This window comes from Leptospira tipperaryensis (genome assembly GCF_001729245.1).
GTDB classification, from domain to species: domain Bacteria; phylum Spirochaetota; class Leptospiria; order Leptospirales; family Leptospiraceae; genus Leptospira; species Leptospira tipperaryensis.
The window spans coordinates 3,464,971-3,482,390 of sequence record NZ_CP015217.1 but is presented as its reverse complement, the minus strand read 5'-3'; the positions used below and the strand labels follow the sequence as shown (position 1 = coordinate 3,482,390).

Annotated in this window: 21 protein-coding genes; 11 read left to right on the top strand and 10 right to left on the bottom strand. The window is 44.0% G+C overall.

Going from position 1 to position 17,420, the window contains the following annotated elements; genetic code table 11:
* Positions 1-47: 47 nt before the first annotated feature.
* Positions 48-1,115 carry a lipoprotein LipL41 gene (locus A0128_RS16420; RefSeq protein WP_069608494.1) on the top strand — a complete coding sequence of 356 codons (1,068 nt, stop codon included), beginning with the start codon at positions 48-50 and terminating at the stop codon, positions 1,113-1,115.
* A 27-nt stretch (positions 1,116-1,142) separates the two neighbouring features.
* On the top strand, positions 1,143-1,475 hold the full coding sequence (lep, locus tag A0128_RS16415) for a LipL41-expression chaperone Lep (protein WP_069608493.1): 333 nt from the start codon (positions 1,143-1,145) through the stop codon (positions 1,473-1,475).
* Positions 1,476-1,687: 212 nt separating this feature from the next.
* Here the strand turns inward: lep and ftsZ are convergent, their stop codons facing one another.
* From ftsZ to A0128_RS16400, 3 genes are read right to left on the bottom strand one after another with little or no spacing between them, the layout of a single operon-like run.
* The gene (gene ftsZ / locus A0128_RS16410; RefSeq protein WP_069609356.1) at positions 1,688-2,890 is read right to left on the bottom strand and encodes a cell division protein FtsZ; all 1,203 of its coding nucleotides are present in this window, start codon (positions 2,888-2,890) and stop codon (positions 1,688-1,690) included.
* Between the two features lie 23 nt (positions 2,891-2,913).
* Positions 2,914-4,143, bottom strand: coding sequence for a cell division protein FtsA (gene ftsA / locus A0128_RS16405; protein WP_069608492.1), 1,230 nt, complete (start codon positions 4,141-4,143; stop codon positions 2,914-2,916).
* A 1-nt stretch (position 4,144) separates the two neighbouring features.
* Entirely contained in the window at positions 4,145-4,891 is a 747-nt protein-coding gene (locus A0128_RS16400) for a cell division protein FtsQ/DivIB (RefSeq protein ID WP_069608491.1), read from the bottom strand.
* A gap of 354 nt (positions 4,892-5,245) precedes the next feature.
* Between A0128_RS16400 and A0128_RS16395 the strand changes: the two genes are divergently transcribed.
* From A0128_RS16395 to kdsB, 8 genes are all read left to right on the top strand, one after another.
* Positions 5,246-6,046, top strand: a complete 801-nt coding sequence (locus tag A0128_RS16395) for an MlaD family protein (protein ID WP_069608490.1) — start codon at positions 5,246-5,248, stop codon at positions 6,044-6,046.
* 216 nt (positions 6,047-6,262) lie between these two features.
* Positions 6,263-6,682, top strand: coding sequence for a nuclear transport factor 2 family protein (locus A0128_RS16390; protein WP_069608489.1), 420 nt, complete (start codon positions 6,263-6,265; stop codon positions 6,680-6,682).
* 519 nt (positions 6,683-7,201) lie between these two features.
* Positions 7,202-8,302 carry a glycosyltransferase gene (locus A0128_RS16380; RefSeq protein WP_069608487.1) on the top strand — a complete coding sequence of 367 codons (1,101 nt, stop codon included), beginning with the start codon at positions 7,202-7,204 and terminating at the stop codon, positions 8,300-8,302.
* A 5-nt stretch (positions 8,303-8,307) separates the two neighbouring features.
* Positions 8,308-8,532, top strand: coding sequence for a flagellar FlbD family protein (locus A0128_RS16375; RefSeq protein ID WP_069608486.1), 225 nt, complete (start codon positions 8,308-8,310; stop codon positions 8,530-8,532).
* Positions 8,533-8,538: 6 nt separating this feature from the next.
* The gene (locus tag A0128_RS16370) at positions 8,539-9,321 is read left to right on the top strand and encodes a motility protein A (protein ID WP_069608485.1); all 783 of its coding nucleotides are present in this window, start codon (positions 8,539-8,541) and stop codon (positions 9,319-9,321) included.
* A gap of 15 nt (positions 9,322-9,336) precedes the next feature.
* Positions 9,337-10,164 (top strand): flagellar motor protein MotB, encoded by an 828-nt coding sequence (gene motB / locus A0128_RS16365; RefSeq protein ID WP_069608484.1) that lies wholly within the window; start codon positions 9,337-9,339, stop codon positions 10,162-10,164.
* Between the two features lie 40 nt (positions 10,165-10,204).
* Positions 10,205-10,729, top strand: coding sequence for a flagellar basal body-associated FliL family protein (locus tag A0128_RS16360; RefSeq protein WP_010573664.1), 525 nt, complete (start codon positions 10,205-10,207; stop codon positions 10,727-10,729).
* Entirely contained in the window at positions 10,729-11,469 is a 741-nt protein-coding gene (kdsB, locus tag A0128_RS16355; protein WP_069608483.1) for a 3-deoxy-manno-octulosonate cytidylyltransferase, read from the top strand. The genes A0128_RS16360 and kdsB overlap by 1 nt, the downstream gene beginning before the upstream one ends.
* Here kdsB and A0128_RS16350 read toward each other — a convergent pair.
* The 5 genes from A0128_RS16350 to A0128_RS16330 all read right to left on the bottom strand — a co-directional run bounded on the left by A0128_RS16350 (position 11,462) and on the right by A0128_RS16330 (position 14,212).
* On the bottom strand, positions 11,462-11,800 hold the full coding sequence (locus A0128_RS16350) for an STAS domain-containing protein (protein WP_069608482.1): 339 nt from the start codon (positions 11,798-11,800) through the stop codon (positions 11,462-11,464). The genes kdsB and A0128_RS16350 overlap by 8 nt on opposite strands.
* 49 nt (positions 11,801-11,849) lie before the next feature.
* Entirely contained in the window at positions 11,850-12,065 is a 216-nt protein-coding gene (locus A0128_RS16345) for a hypothetical protein (protein ID WP_069608481.1), read from the bottom strand.
* Positions 12,066-12,159: 94 nt separating this feature from the next.
* The gene (locus A0128_RS16340; RefSeq protein WP_069608480.1) at positions 12,160-12,579 is read right to left on the bottom strand and encodes a c-type cytochrome; all 420 of its coding nucleotides are present in this window, start codon (positions 12,577-12,579) and stop codon (positions 12,160-12,162) included.
* 113 nt (positions 12,580-12,692) lie between these two features.
* Entirely contained in the window at positions 12,693-13,049 is a 357-nt protein-coding gene (locus A0128_RS16335) for a Zn-ribbon domain-containing OB-fold protein (protein ID WP_069608479.1), read from the bottom strand.
* Between the two features lie 2 nt (positions 13,050-13,051).
* Positions 13,052-14,212, bottom strand: coding sequence for a thiolase domain-containing protein (locus A0128_RS16330; protein WP_069609355.1), 1,161 nt, complete (start codon positions 14,210-14,212; stop codon positions 13,052-13,054).
* 299 nt (positions 14,213-14,511) lie between these two features.
* Here A0128_RS16330 and A0128_RS16325 point away from each other — a divergent pair, with 299 nt between their 5' ends.
* Positions 14,512-15,570, top strand: coding sequence for an AraC family transcriptional regulator (locus A0128_RS16325; RefSeq protein WP_069608478.1), 1,059 nt, complete (start codon positions 14,512-14,514; stop codon positions 15,568-15,570).
* 9 nt (positions 15,571-15,579) lie between these two features.
* On the opposite strand, the gene A0128_RS16320 is transcribed toward A0128_RS16325, so the two are convergent.
* Positions 15,580-16,284, bottom strand: a complete 705-nt coding sequence (locus A0128_RS16320; protein ID WP_069608477.1) for a class I SAM-dependent methyltransferase — start codon at positions 16,282-16,284, stop codon at positions 15,580-15,582.
* Positions 16,285-16,320: 36 nt separating this feature from the next.
* Positions 16,321-17,412 carry a hypothetical protein gene (locus A0128_RS16315; protein WP_069608476.1) on the bottom strand — a complete coding sequence of 364 codons (1,092 nt, stop codon included), beginning with the start codon at positions 17,410-17,412 and terminating at the stop codon, positions 16,321-16,323.
* Between the last annotated feature and the right edge of the window lie 8 nt (positions 17,413-17,420).

The following is a 17,420-nucleotide window of genomic DNA, read 5'->3' as shown; positions in this document are numbered from 1 at the left end:
AATAAGCCCTTACCCCCAAAATCAAAACAGGATTGGTATTACTTTCCATGAGAAAATTATCTTCTCTAATTTCTGTGTTAGTTCTCCTTATGTTCTTAGGAAATTGCGCAGACACAGTCGATGTAGAATATCCGGTATTCCCGAAAGACAAAGAAGGCCGTGCCCTTCAAAAATTCCTCGGAACCATTCGTAACGTAGGATTGGCAGTTGAGCCTCCAAAGAAAAGTCTTTGGGAAGCGATCTTCGGAGAAGGTTCTAGCTTTATCGATCAAATGCCAGCTAAGGTTTTCGAAGCATTCGACAAAGAATCTTATTACAAACTGATCGACCTCAGCAAACGCGCAGACGTTCTCAACGAAGCTACTCTTTCTCTTACTGGTATTACTAAGTCCAGAGCAAAGATCGGAAATCTTCTCGGTGCGGAAGCGATTCTTTACATTGGATATCAAAAACCTTACACTGAGTGTGGTAGCGAAAACAAAATCGATATGGTTGCTGCTGGAATGAAAGTTGCGGGTTTCGCGGCTTCTATGGCGACTGGAAAAGAAGTGAACACTGGAAACGATCCAGTTTCTAAGCCTACCGGCGTTCGTTACATGTTGATCCCTCTCGATGCAACTCTGATCAAAGTAGAGACTGGAGAAGTGAAAAAAGCAGTGGTTTCTAATCCTGCAAAAATCTTCAACAGCGTTGGAAACTTAGAGTGTCCTTCTATTCTGGATTCTTTCGGACAAGGTTTGGACGAAGCTGCTGGTTACATCAAAGGAAGACTTTCTCCGATCGTTAAGACTGAGAAGATCGAAATTTTCGTAAAAGACGAAGATGAAGAAGTAAAAGAACTTCTTACTGAAGGTTACGAAGAAATCCAAGGTGAAACTCCAAGTTTCAAAAAAGCAAAAGAAGCGTGGGAAAAAGCCGATAAAAAAGCTAAGGGTCAGTCTTGGGGAGCGAAAGCAAACCTCGGAACTTATTACTTTTCAACCGGTGATTTCGAAAAAGCTATTAAACTCTACGAAGAAGCTATGAAGATCAACGGAGCTAAAAAAAGCTACCTGAGAGAACTTAGAAAGAGAGTAGAAGCTACTTTCGCGGTTGACGAAAGCAACGCAAAGTAATCGATTCCTTTGAAATTGATTCAATGTATGAAAAGCGGGCGCAAGTCCGCTTTTCTTATTTCTATATTCTCATTTTGTTTTCTCTTTTTCTTGGATTGTAGAAAGACTCCTAACGAAGAAGAGTGCGTCGAAAACCAAATGCACAATGTGAAGTTGATTGCTCAGGCCTCCGAAACTGAAATTCCGCCTGGAATGCAACAGCTAATGTTAAAGCAAATTCTCCAGCCGGATATGTCCCGGGCGATTGTTTTGCGTTGTATGTCGGATAAAACTTTGAAACAGGTTCAGTGCGAACTTGGAAAGGAAAAGTTTTTGGATTTGAAAGAATGCAAACAATTCGGTAAGGAAGAAGAAAAGTAGGAACTCCCTCTTTTAGCTTCTAACGACAAATTAAAGTCTTTTAAAAAAAGATTGAAAACGGACTTAAAGTCCGTATCCGATAAAATACGGAAAAACGATTCTTTCCATAGAAAAACAAAAAAGGCCCGAGATCTTCGGGCCATTTTTATTGTAACAGTTACGAGAAAGAATCATTGAAGAATCCTACAAAAAGTAGGAACTCCCCGGACCGCCTAATTCGGACTATTGTTTCTTCTTAAATAAGCGGGAATGTCGTAGTCTTCCGACTTAGGTGCGTTAGACGAACGAAGCCTCAAAGAACCGGGATTTGGTCGAAGCGATTCTCCCTGATCTTCTTGTGGGAACTCCTTTCTCTCGTTAGGTGATTCCATTCCCACCGCCTTTCTCTGAAAGCCGTAATTCTCCTGAACTCTTGTATTGAGATCCTGATTTTGAATCAGTTTACCGGAAGGATTACGTTTACTAAAGCCGGTCGCGATCACGGTGACCCGGATTTTGTTCGCGAGACTTTCGTCTTCGTGAAGGCCGATGATAATGTTCGCGTTCGGATCGACTTGAGAAGTAATGATTCCTGAAACTTCGTTCCAATCGGAGATCGTAAGATCCTTTCCGCCGGAAACGTTGATGAGAAGCGAAGAAGCTCCCGCGATCGAAGTAGAGTCTAACAACGAATTGTTGATCGCAAATTCCACAGCCTCTTTTACCTTTCCTTCTCCGCTTCCTTCACCGACTCCCATAACGGCGTCGCCCGTATCGCGCATGATAGTCTTTACGTCGGCAAAGTCAACGTTGATCAAACCGGGATTGTTGATGATATCGCTGATTCCTCTCACTGCGTTGAGAAGAATATCGTCTATCACCTGAAAGGCGAGATCGATCGGAGTGGATTTGTCCACAACTCGAAAGATAGAATCGTTGTTGATAAGAATCAGAGTATCGACGTGGGAACGAAGTTGTTCGATTCCTTTACGAGCGAGTTCCATTCTTCTTCTTCCTTCGAAGGAAAAGGGAAGAGTCACCACTCCAACCACGAGACATTTCATTTCTTTTGCGATCTTTGCGATCACCGGAGCCGCGCCTGTTCCGGTTCCGCCGCCCATTCCCGCTGTGATAAAGACCATATCAGCTCCTCTCACGACGGACTGAATTCTTTCCTTATCTTCTTCCGCGGCCTTGTAGCCGAGTTCGGGATCGCCGCCCGCGCCCATTCCGCGAGTGATCTTGGTTCCTAAGATGATTTTATTTTCCACGGGAGAGCGGAGTAACACCTGTTCGTCGGTGTTGAGAATCGCGAACTCGACTCCTTTGAGAGTGGAATTGGACATCCGCGTGACGGCGTTCATTCCGCCTCCGCCTACTCCGAAAACTTTTATAACTGCGGGACTTGTTTTTGTTTCTTCTTCAAAACGGATCATCGTATTTTCCTTTTGGAGGACGGTCAAAGATTCTCTTCGATCCATCGTCTGATTTTTTTCGTCCAACCTTCCGATCGGTCCACGGATTTCTGATCCATGTCCGTCATTCTATCTGCGTATTTGATCATTCCGATCACGGTGGAGAATTCGGGCGAGGAGGCTTTTTCTGCGAGTCCGCTGATCCCGCCCGGTCGGGCTCTGGATGCCGTTAGACGAAACACGTCTTCTGCGAGGGTGTCGATTCCTTCGAGAAGACTTCCTCCTCCCGTAAGAATCACTCCGCCCGCGAGAAGTCCTTTTTTACCGGACTTTACGAGTTCCTTATCCACCATCTCAAAAATTTCTCTCATCCTCGGTTCTATGATTGCAACCAATTCTTCTCTGAGAACCTGTCTCGCGGGTCTTCCGCTGATCGGTGGAATTTCGATCGTTTCCGTAGGATCGATTTCGGAAAGAATGGTATGTCCGTATCTTTTTTTGAGAAGTTCAGCAGTTTCTAATGTAGTTTTGAGACCGATCGAGATATCGCTCGTGACGTTGATTCCTCCAAAAGGAATCACGGAAGAATAAGAAATTCCTCCGTCAACGTAGATGATAAGATCGCAGATTCCCGCGCCGATATCAAGAACTGCGGTTCCGAGATCCTTTTCTCCCGAGGTCAAAACGGCTTCGGAAGAAGCGAGACTGGAAAGAATCATCACTTCACAATGAAGTCCCGAAGATTCAATACACTTTTCTAAATTATGAATTGCTGTTATACCCGCGGTGACGATATGGACTTCCGCTTCCAGACGAACTCCGGTCATTCCGATCGGATCCCGAATACTCGTCTGATCGTCCACGGAAAATTCCTTGGAAAGAACGTGAAGAATCTGTTGATCCGCCGGAACTCGAATCGCTTGTGCGGCTTCGATCACTCGTACCACGTCCGGTTCGGCTACGGTTCGATCGCGGTTTGTGATTGCGACGACTCCTTTGGAGTTATCGGCTTTGACGGTCTTCCCTGTGATATTGACCGCGACCGAAGTGATCTCTTGTCCGGACATGAGTTCAGCTTCGCTCACGGCTTCGATGATGGAACGGGTCGTGGATTCTATATTGATGATGGATCCGTTTTTAACTCCCGAAGAAGGATAGGCTCCGGTTCCGATGATTTCGACTTCGTATTCGGAGATAGGTCGGGCCACGACTACTTTTGTCAAAGAAGTCCCGAGATCCAGAGCGGCGATGATTCTATCTCTTGGTTCCAGCATTTCAGTGATAGACGGCGTCTTCTCCTCTGATATCTACGAGCTCGGATTGAATCTTATCTTTTTCAAAATATGCTAATATTGCGTAGAGTTTACGAATCTGATCCCTGTGAAGAAGGGTTCCGATCTGAATTCTTAACTGAATCGGTTCGTCCGCGAAGAAAAAAATTTCTCCGTCTTCTTGAAGAAGAACTTCGGAGATTCTTGGCTTGAGAGCCGGATACATTCTAAAAGCCTGTTCTACGGAATTATAAAGATCTCGAAAGCTTGCGTCTTGGATAAATCCGTTTTTTACGGGAAAGTTTCCGGAAAGAACGCAGAGGTCCTTTTCACGGACGTCGTCTTTAGAGAGAACTCTGTGTTCGGAATCGATCTCGTAGAGATGTCCGTCCGAGTTTACGATGAAGGAAGCTTTTCTTTCGGTGAGTTCGATGAGGAGTTGGTCTTCCGACTTTTTTGTGATACGGGCAGAATTGACTCTCGGATACCTGGAGAGTTTTTTTTCCAGAAGATCCAAGTCCAGAGTATCGAAGGAGGTTCCGGGCTGAATTTCAAGCATTCTGACGATTTCTTCCGTTTTGAGCTTTTCGTGCCCCGTTATGATTAACTTATTCAGTTCTCGGGGAATTCCTTGAAAACGAAATCCGAGAATCACCCCCATGCTCAAAATGCAGATCAGAAGAGCCAAGAGGAGAATGTTTCTCCTTTTCTGCACGAATTCTCTTAGAAAGTCAATCAGATTATGTCTCATAGTCAAATCTTGAGGTAAATTTCTTCTCTGATTCCAATATCGGGAATTTCTTTCTAAAGTACAGCTTGTTTTTGAAGTTCGTAACTTCTCATTCTTAGAAAGGATTTGCAAGTCGGGAGAATCTGAAGATTCGAAAGGCGGCCGTTCTCTCGGAGGCGCTCAAAAAAAGGGGAGTTCCCGCATTCTTCCGGAATACAAAGGAACTCTAATCGTAAGGGAAGAATTTTTGGTCATAGGATCCGGTGCTTTTTCGGCGGAGAGAATTCTTCTTGGGACATTATTTTTTCAAAAAAAGAATTCCTTCTTGGAAAGCGAAGTATCTAATACCGATCTTATAAATATACCAATTCGTTTATGAATCTCTCAAAGCACACAACGATCCTCACGGGCGTCATTTTCTTCTTAGGATTCTCCCTTGGAATGTATATGGCCGTGGTTGAAAAAGCCGGAACCATAGACGACTATCCTTACACTATGAAGATCTATTATCCTCGTCTGGAAGGAATTCATCCGGGTGCGCCGGTTCGAATTCTGGGAGTCGAGAGGGGAATCGTTCGAAGCCTGGATGTCGTTCCGATCGACGAAGTGGGGGACCAGAGATTCTTAAATAAGGATCAAACAAAAGCGATCGAGATCGTGATTCGACTCAAGGAACCGATCACGCTCTGGGACAATTATAAGATTACGTTTCAGACGAATACGATTCTTTCCGGAAGAACGATCGACATCGATCCGGGTTCTTCGGAGAAGGAAGATACTACATTCTTCCAGCCTACTTATCTCGAAGACGAACAACACGCTCCCGACTTTCTTCCGTCGGCGGATTACTTCGAAGATTTTTTCGCCGCCTCTACGGGAGTGATTCGCGAGAATCGAGAAGACATACGCGCTTCTTTTACAAACCTCTATGAGATTTCTGAGAAATTAAAATCCAATCGTGGAACGATTCCTCAGATGATTCATTCGCCCGAAACTTACGATAATATTATGGAACTCCTTACCGACGCGAGAATTTTTGGAAACGACGCTCGACGTTATACGGAAGGTTATCGTAAATTGGAACGTTCCGCACCCGCTCCCTTTACGATCAATTTGTATCGGAGAACGACTCTTATCGGAAGTGTCGGGAATGATTACTATTTCGGGAAACTCTGAAGTTTTTTCTCTTCGTTCGCGCTCAGTTTTTATCAGACTTTTGGAATATAGGATTTCCGATCTTAAAATGGAACGGACTTTAAGTCCGTAGCAACTGGATTTCGAAAATTCATTTATGTCGAAGCGACTAAAAATGAACTTTAGGTTGAAAAAAGTTTTTTAAAAATAAGAATTTTCTGATCTCTTGATTCTTATCGAATAAAAGGAGATCCTACTTTGAAACATCCCAATTTAGAAATCATCGATCGATTTTTCGACGCGTATGTGCAAAGAGATTGGACGTCCTTAAAGAAAGTTCTTTCTCAAGATGCAAAGTGGAGTTTTCCCGGACAACATCCTTATAGCGGAATGAAGAATGGCTTTGAAGAAGTGATTCATTTTTTTGATACGATGAGTTCCGTCATGGGCAAATCAAACGTGAAAGCCGAAAAACTGATCGTTTCTGCGAACGATGATTACGTTATCGAAAGCCAACACATTTTTACAAATCGAGAAGATGGAATCAATTTGAATCATCTCGTCTGCGTCCTCTGGAAATTTGCTGACGGAAAGATTGTGGAAGGAGTTCATTTCTTTGCAAGTCCGGTGGAAGCGGATTCTTTTTTTACAAAAATCTCTCAGATAAATTTAGAATAGAATTCAATTCTTCTTTGCGAGCGTGATGAGAATCTGAATCTCGAATCGGTCCCTTAAGAATTTTGTCCTGGATCGTTCGGCAAAAATTTTCTGAATTCTTGAGTCCCGTCGTATTTTGAGACAGAAGATCTGGAAAGGCGATTCTTTGTCGGGACAACTGCTTTGTGTCATCTTGAGGCTGTAGTTAGGAGTTCCCACTCTTTCAAGAATTCCCATTGATCATCGAACTTCGAACGAAGGAGTTCCTACTTTTTAGAATCAGGCGTTTACCGAAAAATCTCGAACGCAGAGTTCCCGCACTTTACCAGAATCACAGGGAAACAGGGGAGTTCCTACATTCTTTCCAAAACAACTTTACAAACAGGTTAGAATTTTTCTATAAGCGCTTTCTAAAAAAACCGAATCGCAAATAGGAGTTCCTACTTTTTCTAAAAAATCTCCATCGACCATCGAACTTCAAACGAAGGAGTTCCTACTTTCTCTAAACAGAGAAATCCAAAATCTGCCGATGAATCCAATATGAAAGTTGCAATCATCCATGACTGGCTCAACGGAATGCGCGGGGGAGAATTGGTCCTCGATTCTCTCTTCAAAATTTATCCGTCCGCCGATCTTTTCACTCTATTCTACACTCCGGGAAAATTAAATCCACGGATCGAACAAAGAAAGATCACAACCGCGTTTACAAACAATCTTCCCTTTAAGGATTCCAAGTATCGCTGGTATCTTCCTCTCTTTCCTACTGCGATCGAGTCCTTGGATCTGAAAGGATACGATCTCGTTATCTCTTCTTCTCACTGTGTCGCCAAAGGGGTCATCACCGATCCTGACTCGGTTCATTTTAGCTACGTCCATTCACCGATGCGTTATGTTTGGGACCTCTACTACGATTACTTTCCTTCTCGTAAAGGTCTTAAATTTTTCGCCTTCGAACTCATCTCCAATTATCTAAGAACCTGGGACGCGGCTTCTTCTTCCAGGGTGGATTCTTTCTGGTCCAATTCAGAGTTTGTCGCGAGAAGAATTCAAAAATTCTATCGTAGAGAATCGAAAGTTATCTTTCCACCTTGTCTTCCCGAAAAATGGAAAGTTGTTTCCGAGAAAAAGGACGATTTCTATCTCATCGTCTCCGCATTCGCGCCTTACAAAAGGATCGATCTCGCGATCGAAGCGTTTCGAAAGAATGGAAAGAGGCTCGTCCTCATCGGAGGAGGCCAGGAGTTTAAAAAGCTAACTTCTCATCTTCCGAAGAATATCGAAGTACTTCCCCAACTCAAAAGGGAAGAAGTATTAGAATATTACAAAAAGGCAAAAGCCTTTATCTTCCCCGGCATGGAAGATTTCGGAATCGCGCCCGTCGAAGCCCAGGCCTATCAAACTCCAGTGATCGCATTTGGAAAGGGAGGAGCGCTTGAAACCGTGGTCTCGGGGAAAACGGGAATCTTCTTCCAGGAACAAAGCGCGGAGTCTTTGAACGAGGCGATCGATCGAGCCGATCGTATTTCCTGGAAAACCGCCGATTTTCAGAAGAACGTAAGCCGATTTACCGAGGAAAAATTCATTATCGAAATCAAGAAGCAGGTCGAGACTAGAATGAGAACTCCGAGGAAAAAGGGCTAATTGTTTTGATTCTACTTCACAGACTGAAAGGGGACGAATTCGTACTCAACGCATCTCATATCGAATGCCTTGAAGCCAATCCTGATACGACGATCACCCTTTCCAACGATAGAAAGTTTGTGGTAAAGGAATCCATTCCCGAAGTCATCGAAAAAATTTTAGAATATAAGAAACGGATTCTTGTGTTTCCTCTGGGATCTTCTCCGGACCAGTTCAAAAGGGTGGAATAAAAAATTATGGATTTTGGAACAGTAGTTGGTTTAGGATCGGCGGTTGTCCTAATGATCTTCGGTATTATCTCAGCAGGATTAAGCCCAATAGACATTTTTGATATTCCATCGGTCATCATTACATTCGGAGGGGCGACTGCGGGAACGATCATGGCGGTCCCTTGGGAATCCACACTCGCGGTAGGAAAAGTTACTCAAAAGGTTTTTAGAACCGAAAAACACGACCTCATCGAATTGATCAAAACGTTAGTCTCCTTTTCGGAGAAAGCCAGAAGAGAAGGTCTTCTCGCGCTGGAAGACGACGTAAACGAACTTCCCGACGAATTCTTACGAAAAGGAATTACTCTCGTCGTGGACGGAACCGACCCCGAGCTGGTTCGTAACATTATGGAAACGGAGATGGGAAACATCGCCGCGCGTCATAATAACGGTAAGGCCTGGTGGGAAAACTGGGGAGCCTTGGCTCCCGCCTTCGGGATGATCGGAACCTTGATCGGACTCGTACAGATGTTAAAGAACCTTGGTTCCGGAGACCCTTCCGCGATCGGAACGGGGATGGCGGCGGCTTTGATTACGACGCTTTACGGATCCATGGGTGCGAACATGTTCGCGATTCCCGTGATGAAAAAGCTGATGCGTAAATCCGAAGACGAACTTACCATCAAACAGATTATGATCGAAGGAACTCTTTCCATTCAGTCCGGGGATAATCCGAGGATTGTAAAAGATAAACTGTCTTCATTTCTTCCTCCTTCGGAAAGGGACGTACTCAAGGACGACAGCGAGTAAACTCGGGCTTTTATTATGGCAAAAGGAAAATGTCCGGAATGTATTCAGAATATCCCCGAGTATATGCTTACCTACGGGGACATGGTGACGCTTCTTCTTTGTTTCTTCATCATGCTCTATACTACCGGTAAGACAAACGCGATCGAGATGCAGATCATTCTTTCCGCATTCAAAACTACGACGGGTTTTTTCGACGGAGGTCAAACTCTTTCCAAAGGGAAACTTGAGGAAATGGGAATGAACATTGAAAGTCTTCCTTCTCAGACGACCGGGAAGACACTTTCAAAATCCAAAAAACTCGCGACTGAACTTTTTAAACCCGAGGTAGAAGCGGGTAAGGTAAAAATTACCGAAGACGAAAGAGGTCTGATCATCTCTCTCGTCAGCGCCGATTATTTTAATCCGGGCTCTGCGGTTCTTACGGATTCGATCAAGATCGCTTTGAAGAAGGCGAGTTCCTTGATCAAAGAACTCGATCGTTTTGTTCGAGTAGAAGGGCACTGCGACGCGGACGCCGTCAACCCCGGAGTCGCGCCCGGAAAAGAAGAAAGGGCTTATATCAACAACTGGGATTTGGCCGGAGCAAGGGCGATCAACGCGACGGACTATATCATCAACGTGGAAAAATTGGATCCTTCTTGGTTCCAAGCGGTGAGTTTTGGAGCGTTCCGACCCTTGGTTGTAGAATACTCCGGAACACCGGAAGCAAAGGCATACAATCGAAGAATCGATATCGTAATCATGACTGATAAGTCTACCAAGAGAAGTCCATACGAAACCAATTTCGGACTTCCAAAAACTAGGATTCCCGGTTCCGAGTCGTCTACACCAGGCAACGAGTAACCGGAAGAACAACTAACGTCAAAATTCAGGAGGCAAACCAATGGGTGATGCGGAAATAGATGAGGAAGAAGGCGGGCTACCCGCCGCCGAAGGCGGCGGTGGAACATCGCCCATAATCAAATGGCTTCTTTACGTAGCCGGAGCAATTTTTGGAATTATCATCGTAGCCATCATTGCAATGGTCGTCGCAAAACAAACGGCAACCAGTACATTCAAACAGATGAAGAACGTGGCGTTGGTAAAACCGCCTCCACCATTAGCGAACTATAATTTTACGGAAGAATTTCGGATCAATACTTCGGACAAAGGAGAGGCTCACTTCGTGAAGATGAAGTTGGCTTTTGGAATCGCCAAAGAAGATCAAACCTTGTCTGCGGAGCTTGCGGAAAGAAACGCACAGATGCGGGATTTGATCAACTTGATCGTAGGACGAAAATCCAAAGACGAATTGATCAATATCGAAGATCAGTTGGATCTTCGGGAAGAGATCAAAGCTCAGGTGAATCATATTCTTACCGAAGGAAAGATCCAGGAAGTTTACTTTACGGAATTTATCGTCAACTGATGAGAAAAATTCTCGGGGTAATCCCGGCGCGTTATGCGAGCTCTCGGTTTCCGGGAAAGCCGCTCGTGAAGATCGGGGATAAAACGATGATAGAGTGGACATACCGGAATGCCTCCCGGTCTTCCACTCTTTCCGAGTTGGTGGTTGCGACTGATGACGAACGGATTCACGAAGTCGTCATCGGATTCGGAGGGAAGAGTGTTCTTACGAGTCCGGATCATCCTTCCGGAACGGATCGAATCATAGAAGTCGCGGAAAAATTTCCCGACTTTCCAGTCGTCGTAAACATCCAAGGAGACGAACCGGGGATCGAACCGGAACTCATCGACGGAGTTGCTAGTATAAAAGCTGCTCATCCGGAATGGACGATGAGCACGGCGGCAGTTCCGCTTCTGGATCCGACGCATGGAAGCGATCCCAACCGAGTCAAAGTCATCATTGATCAGAATGGAAAGGCAATTTACTTTTCAAGATCGCTCATACCAAGTCAGTTCAAGGCAACGGTTCCACTCTATCGTCATTTGGGAATTTACGGATACGATCGAGAATTCTTATTAAAATACAATTTTCTCCCGAAAAGCAATTTGGAAGAATCCGAATCGTTGGAACAACTCAGGGCGATCGAAGCCGGTTATGGAATCGGAGTTTTTCTTGCAAAGGAAGCGGGATTGTCCGTGGACACGCCCGAGGATCTGGAGATCGTAATCCAGGATTTTAAAAAGAAAGGTTGGGTTACTTAAGAGCTTCTTGAAGAGTGTTGTGGATCAAGACGAAATCGGTTAAACCGACAATATCCATCACCTTTCTAAAGTGTTCGTTGAGACCAGCGAATTCGATTTTTCCTTTCGTCTCGGAGGCTCTCGTAATCAAACTGATGAGAGTTGCGATTCCCGCCGAATTGATATACGAAGTCCCTTGAAAGTTCAAGATCACTCTGCTTCTTTTCTCTGCGGGAATAGATTCATACTTCCCTACGATTTCCTCGTCGGCTTCGGAAGTAATCTCGCCTTCAATGTGAATGATGGGAACAGATACGGTGAGATCTACGAAAATTTTGAAATCGTCGGACATAAGGAATCTTTCAACTAAAAACAGCTAAATTCTATTAAAGTCAATCGAATTACGCATAATTTCCGAGTTCGATTGCCGACAATTGGTCGAATTGCTTGCCGCATTTTTTACAGAAGAATTTAACTTCCTTCGGTTTAGATGAGATTCCAAAAAGAATCAAAAAGATTCCGAGTTTGGTGTAAGTCTTTTTTTCTTGAGCGTTGGCAGAGGTTCTACTGATTCCGCAATTTTCGCCACAGGGAGTCTGCTGGATGTTTGAGTTCACAAAAGTAGCTTCCTTCCAGGCTATAAAAAATACCAGTCGAAAAACCGGAAGGAGGGTCGGAAAATGAAAATCCTCCGACCCAAAAAGGGAAGTCTTAGTTTTGAGTCAGGTGAACTACGTATTTCGCAAGTAGTTTGATATTCTCATCACCTAAGAATTTGTAAGCGACCATCGGACCACCGGGAATCCCGTTGTTCAGAGTTTTCAAAATTCCAGTTTCGGTGTTTCCGTTTTTCCACTGTCCGGCAGGAGCCTTATAGTTACGAGGTTTCGGATTCAGACTTGCCGCAGCAGCTCCATCTCCAGCACCTTTTTCACCGTGACAGGAAGCGCAGTTTTGCAGAAAGATTTCCTGTCCTTTTTGAAGTTCGGGGCTGAGGGTAGAAGCTGTAGTTTCGGTTGCGGCAGGCGCAGACGTTTCAGCTGGTTTCTCGGACTTATCTCCGCAGTTCAAAAAAAGAACCAGAGAGGTAAGAGCGATCACGATGGAAATGATCATATTTTTGGAGTTCATCGAAAATCACCTCTATTTGTGCAGCCAGCTTATCCTGAGAGGAAATTTCACGATAGAATTTTTTTGTCAGGTAATTGTCACGGGACTTGATTTTTCTCAAGCCCCGATTGCCATCAAGCCGGCGTGAAGATGAATCCCGTTCCGGATTCTTCTTTTAAAAACCGTACGGGAAGATCGATTTTTACGGATTCCGTAACGGAAACACCGGAGACTTCTCCTTCTAAAAGACCCATCGTCTTGATTCCTTCTTCTAACTCGACGACCGCTAAAACATAAGGCGCTCTTTTTGCGAGATGACCAAAGCCCACGTGAACCACTGTGTAAGTATAAATCTTACCTTTTCCTGAAAATTGAATTTCCGAAGTTTCCGAACTTCCGCAACTCGTGCAGGCGACCGAAGGTTCCGTCATCTGAAAACCGCAGGAATTGCATTTCTTTCCTTTCAAAATTTCTAATATAGTTTCCGACATTGTTAAACCCTCTGAAGAATATGAATACAACTGACCGCACCCGGTCCGCCTAATACGTGTGTCATTGCGGTTCTTGCGTTTGTAACCTGACGTTTGTCCGCTTGATCCCTGAGTTGAAAGGTCATCTCGACGATCTGCCCGACTCCGGTGGCTCCAACGGGGTGGCCTTTTGCTTTGAGTCCTCCCGAAGTGTTTACGGGAAGTTTTCCTCCGAGACGAGTATGTCCGTCCATCGTAAAGGTGCCGCCCTTTCCCTTTTCCACAAAACCAAGATCTTCGATGTTGATGATTTCGGTAATCGTAAAACAATCGTGACATTCCAAAACGTCGATGTCTTCTCTTTTTACACCGGACATTTTAAACGCTTCCGCCGCCGCTTGAATACTCGCGGGAAAACTGACGGAATCCTTTTTCAGAGCCACGTTGAAATAATCACCTCCGATACCGGAACCTTTGATCGAGATCGGATTCTTGCGAATCGATTTTGCTTTGTCTAAGGTTGTGATCACGATCGCGGCGCTTGCATCCGTAACTAAGGAAACGTCGTGAAAACCGAAAGGGGTCGTGACCATTCTTGCTCTCATGATATTGTTAAACGAAATCTCTTTTTGTTTGTGAGCGAATGGGTTTAGACTTCCGTGATAATAATTCTTTTCCGCGACTTTGGAAAGCATTTCTTTTGTGGTTCCGAACTCGTGCATGTGACGGATCGCGTTGAGTGCAAAACCGGAAGGACCGGAGATACAATAACCGCCTTCCACATCCGCGTCTTGTCCTCGAGCGACGATTTCCATCGTAGTCTCCGGATCCAGGCCGTTCATTTTTTCGACTCCGAGAATCAAAACGGTGTCATAGATTCCTGCGGCGACGGATAAGAATCCCTGACGGACCGCGATTCCTCCGGAAGCACAAGCCCCTTCGGTTCGGATCGCGGGCTTGTCGCCTAATCCGAGTAAGTTGGCCGCATAGGAACCCATCGTGTTCTGATGATTGAATTCGTTGCCCGCGTAATTGCCGACAAAAACGGCCTGGATTTCTTTTCGGTCGATTCCAGAATCTAAGATGGCCCCATTGCCCGCTTCGGTGACAAGGTCTCGTAAGGTTCGATCCTTGTGATTTCCGTGTTCGGTTTCGTAAGCGCCGATGATCGCTACTTCTCTCATGGAAAATTCTCCCTGCGTTGAATCGACGGTTTTAGAATCAAGTGAACAAAAGTTCAAATATTTCTTTCTATTCCTTCGAAGTTTTGGAAGAAGAATTGGAAAGTCTGCGGAGAATGCACTTCTTTTTTTTAAGCTAAAATTCACGGGTCCAAAGGGATTTCTTTTGTATTACTTTTCTATACTTTTTTACCGACGATTCGTAAGATTGATTTTAAAGACGGATTGAATGCTCTTATAAAGAAAAGAGATTCTTATCTTCGATGGATCGTGAATCGATTTGAATTCGATATGGAAAAAAAATGTTTGATTTAGTAAATTTGATTTTTGTTTTGAAAGCGATTACGGTCGCACAGCTGGGCTTTCTGATTCTTAACTTCTTGTTAAGAATCAAAATCACATATCAGACCGCTCTCGGCAGTCTTTTTTGCATGAGCCTGATTGCGTATTTTCTATGTCCCGCGCTCTCCCATGTCGCAGTGAATCCGTTTGTATTTGTGATCGTACATATCGGGTGTTATTCCGTTTCGATACTTTTTTATCTTTTTGTTTCGAGCTTGTTTACTGACGGATTCCGATTCAGGATTTGGCACGGGGTCCTGTTTTTTCTTATCAACCTTTTTAGTTTTTATATATTCATTCTTTCGAATATACGAAATGAAACGTCAGTCACGGCTAAAATTCTATTTAGTATGCCTCAATTGGTCTATTTAGGGCTCATTCTTTTTGCGTTAGGCGGTGTTTTAAGGGATAAGAATGTGGATCTTTTGGAATCAAGGCGGGAATTTCGTGTGATCTTTGCGGCCATTACCGGAATCTACGCCATTTCGGTCGTAATGGTGGAAGTGATCATGAAAAATTCAGAATATTCCATCGAATTGGATTTGGTGAATTCGGTTTTGATCGCCGCGCTCGTTTTCTTTTTCTCGTTTCAACTTTTTGAGTTCAGAGAGAACACATTTTTGGTTTCGGATCGGAAACAAAAAGCGGATGAAGAACCCCTGGATGAGAATCTACTCAAAAACTTAAATTCACTTCTGGATATACAGCGTATCTATTTGAAAGAAAATCTCACGATTCTAAGTTTCGCTCGGCAGATGAACGTTCCCGAAAAGAAAGTTAGAAAATTGATCAACCAAGGATTGGGTTATCGAAACTTTAACGAATTTTTAAATCACTATCGAATCCGCGAAGCAAAGACGATCTTGTCCGATCCTTCCAAAAACGAATTGCAAGTTCTGCGAATCGCGATGGATCTCGGTTACGGATCTTTGGCCCCGTTCAATCGGGCGTTCAAGGAAATCGTAGGTGTCACTCCTTCCGATTTCCGAAAACAAAATCTTTTTCAAAAAACAAGCTGAGTCGAATTTTCAGTTTTGTTTTCGTATCTGAAAGAGAAAGAAATTTTGAGTCGGTAAAAAATCGAAACGATCGATTTCTTCAAAGCCGGCTTCTTTCATTTCTTTTACCAGGATTTCTCTCGGAGACCAGTGGTCCTTTGTTACAAGAACACGAAGGATTCCGGTTAGGTCGTCTTTGTGGTCGACGATCGCGATCCTTCCTTCCGATTTGAGAAATTTTTTTAACTCCGAAAAATACGCGGAGCGATTCTCGATGTGGTGATAGGTATTGCAGGAGAATATTAGATCCACTTTTTCTGGAAGATTTGGATTTGTTGCGTTTCCGAGAATGATCTGAACGTTGGAAGGTGTGTGATCGGAAAACTTTGTTTTGAGCTTTGAAACCAAATCCGGCTCCACTTCGATTGCATAAACTTTTCCGGTTTCACCGACTTCTCTGGAAAGATACTTTGTAAAATATCCGTTTCCCGCGCCTAAGTCTGCGACGATTTGTCCGCGTTTGATTTTAAGCGTTTCCACTACTTGTTCCGGAAGTTGCCATCCCGCTCTTGAGTATATCTTAGAATACTGAAGTTGGCTCATTCCCGCGCAGGAGATGGTGAACAAAAAAATCGTTATCGTTATAAAAATTTGTCCCAATACGGGGACAAAACCTCGTAGCTTGATATTTCCGATAAAAAAAGCTAAACTTTTTGTAAAGACGGTAAGTTTCATATTTATTCCTCAATCGTATTTTTAAATCAATTCATTCTAATTGTTTAATATTCTTAAATTATTGTAGATCGTTTCATTGTCCGCCGCAAGCAGGGCAAGGGCGGCTGTTTTTATGTCGATCTCCGGATCCTGAAAGTAGTGATCGAGACCGATTTCAGTGATTACGATTCCATCGGGTATGATCGAATCGATCGTCAATGTCAGTCCGTCATTCGGGCCAAACGGTTTTAAAATCTTATAACGAGACCGGATTCTATCGTTCACCTGTGATTCCAGCAAAACTCCCTGAAAATGAATCACCTTAATCGTGTCTGGAAAAAAATATTTTCCAGATTCTATCGGACCTTGTTTTCTTTGTAGATCCTTTACGAGTTCGGTCGATCTCCCGCGAAATCCCAGAAGAATTTTCGCCAACAGCGATTTCGGAAATTTTGTGAATTCATCCGCAAGCAAGGTTCCTCGATTGATCCCTCCAATATTGACCCAAGAGTGAATCCGTGCGGTTTCTTCCGGAGAAGCGATTTCATTCAGATAGGCGAGAACGTCCTGGCTTCCTTTCGAGGCGCTGACTAAAATTATTTTGCGTTTATCGGAATGAGTCGCTAAATATTTCCCGATGATAAGCGCATTGTTTTTAGCAAGACCGAACTCATCGGTTTCTATAAGAACGGTTTTGATTCCTCGTTTTCCAAACCATTCGCGTTGTCTTGAAAAATCCGCCCCCGTAGAAGTGTCGAGACGATAAGCGAGTCCTGGAACAAAAAGAAATTGGAATTTGTCAAGCCTGACGAGATCTCGTTTCGAGAGGCCGGATGTTTTCAATCGTTCGGCAAAATTCAAATATAGTTTTTGGGATCGCTTCTGAAACGGGTTTGAGTAGATGGCTCTTAGAAAAAAGATCGTAGCGTAATCGGAAGAATATCGTTTTACCAAAGACGAAAGTTCTTTGAGTGATGGAATTCTCAATTCCGCTTCCGATGACTGAAGTAGTTTTACGGCCGCATCGCTGTCTACGGCCAGTTCTCTTTCCTTTCCGACCAGCATTCCTTGTCCGCGGTAGAATTTTTGTGTCTGCTGACAAAAGAGACTAAACAAAATCAGTATTCCGATGATGGCTACGTTCTGCATTTCTTTTC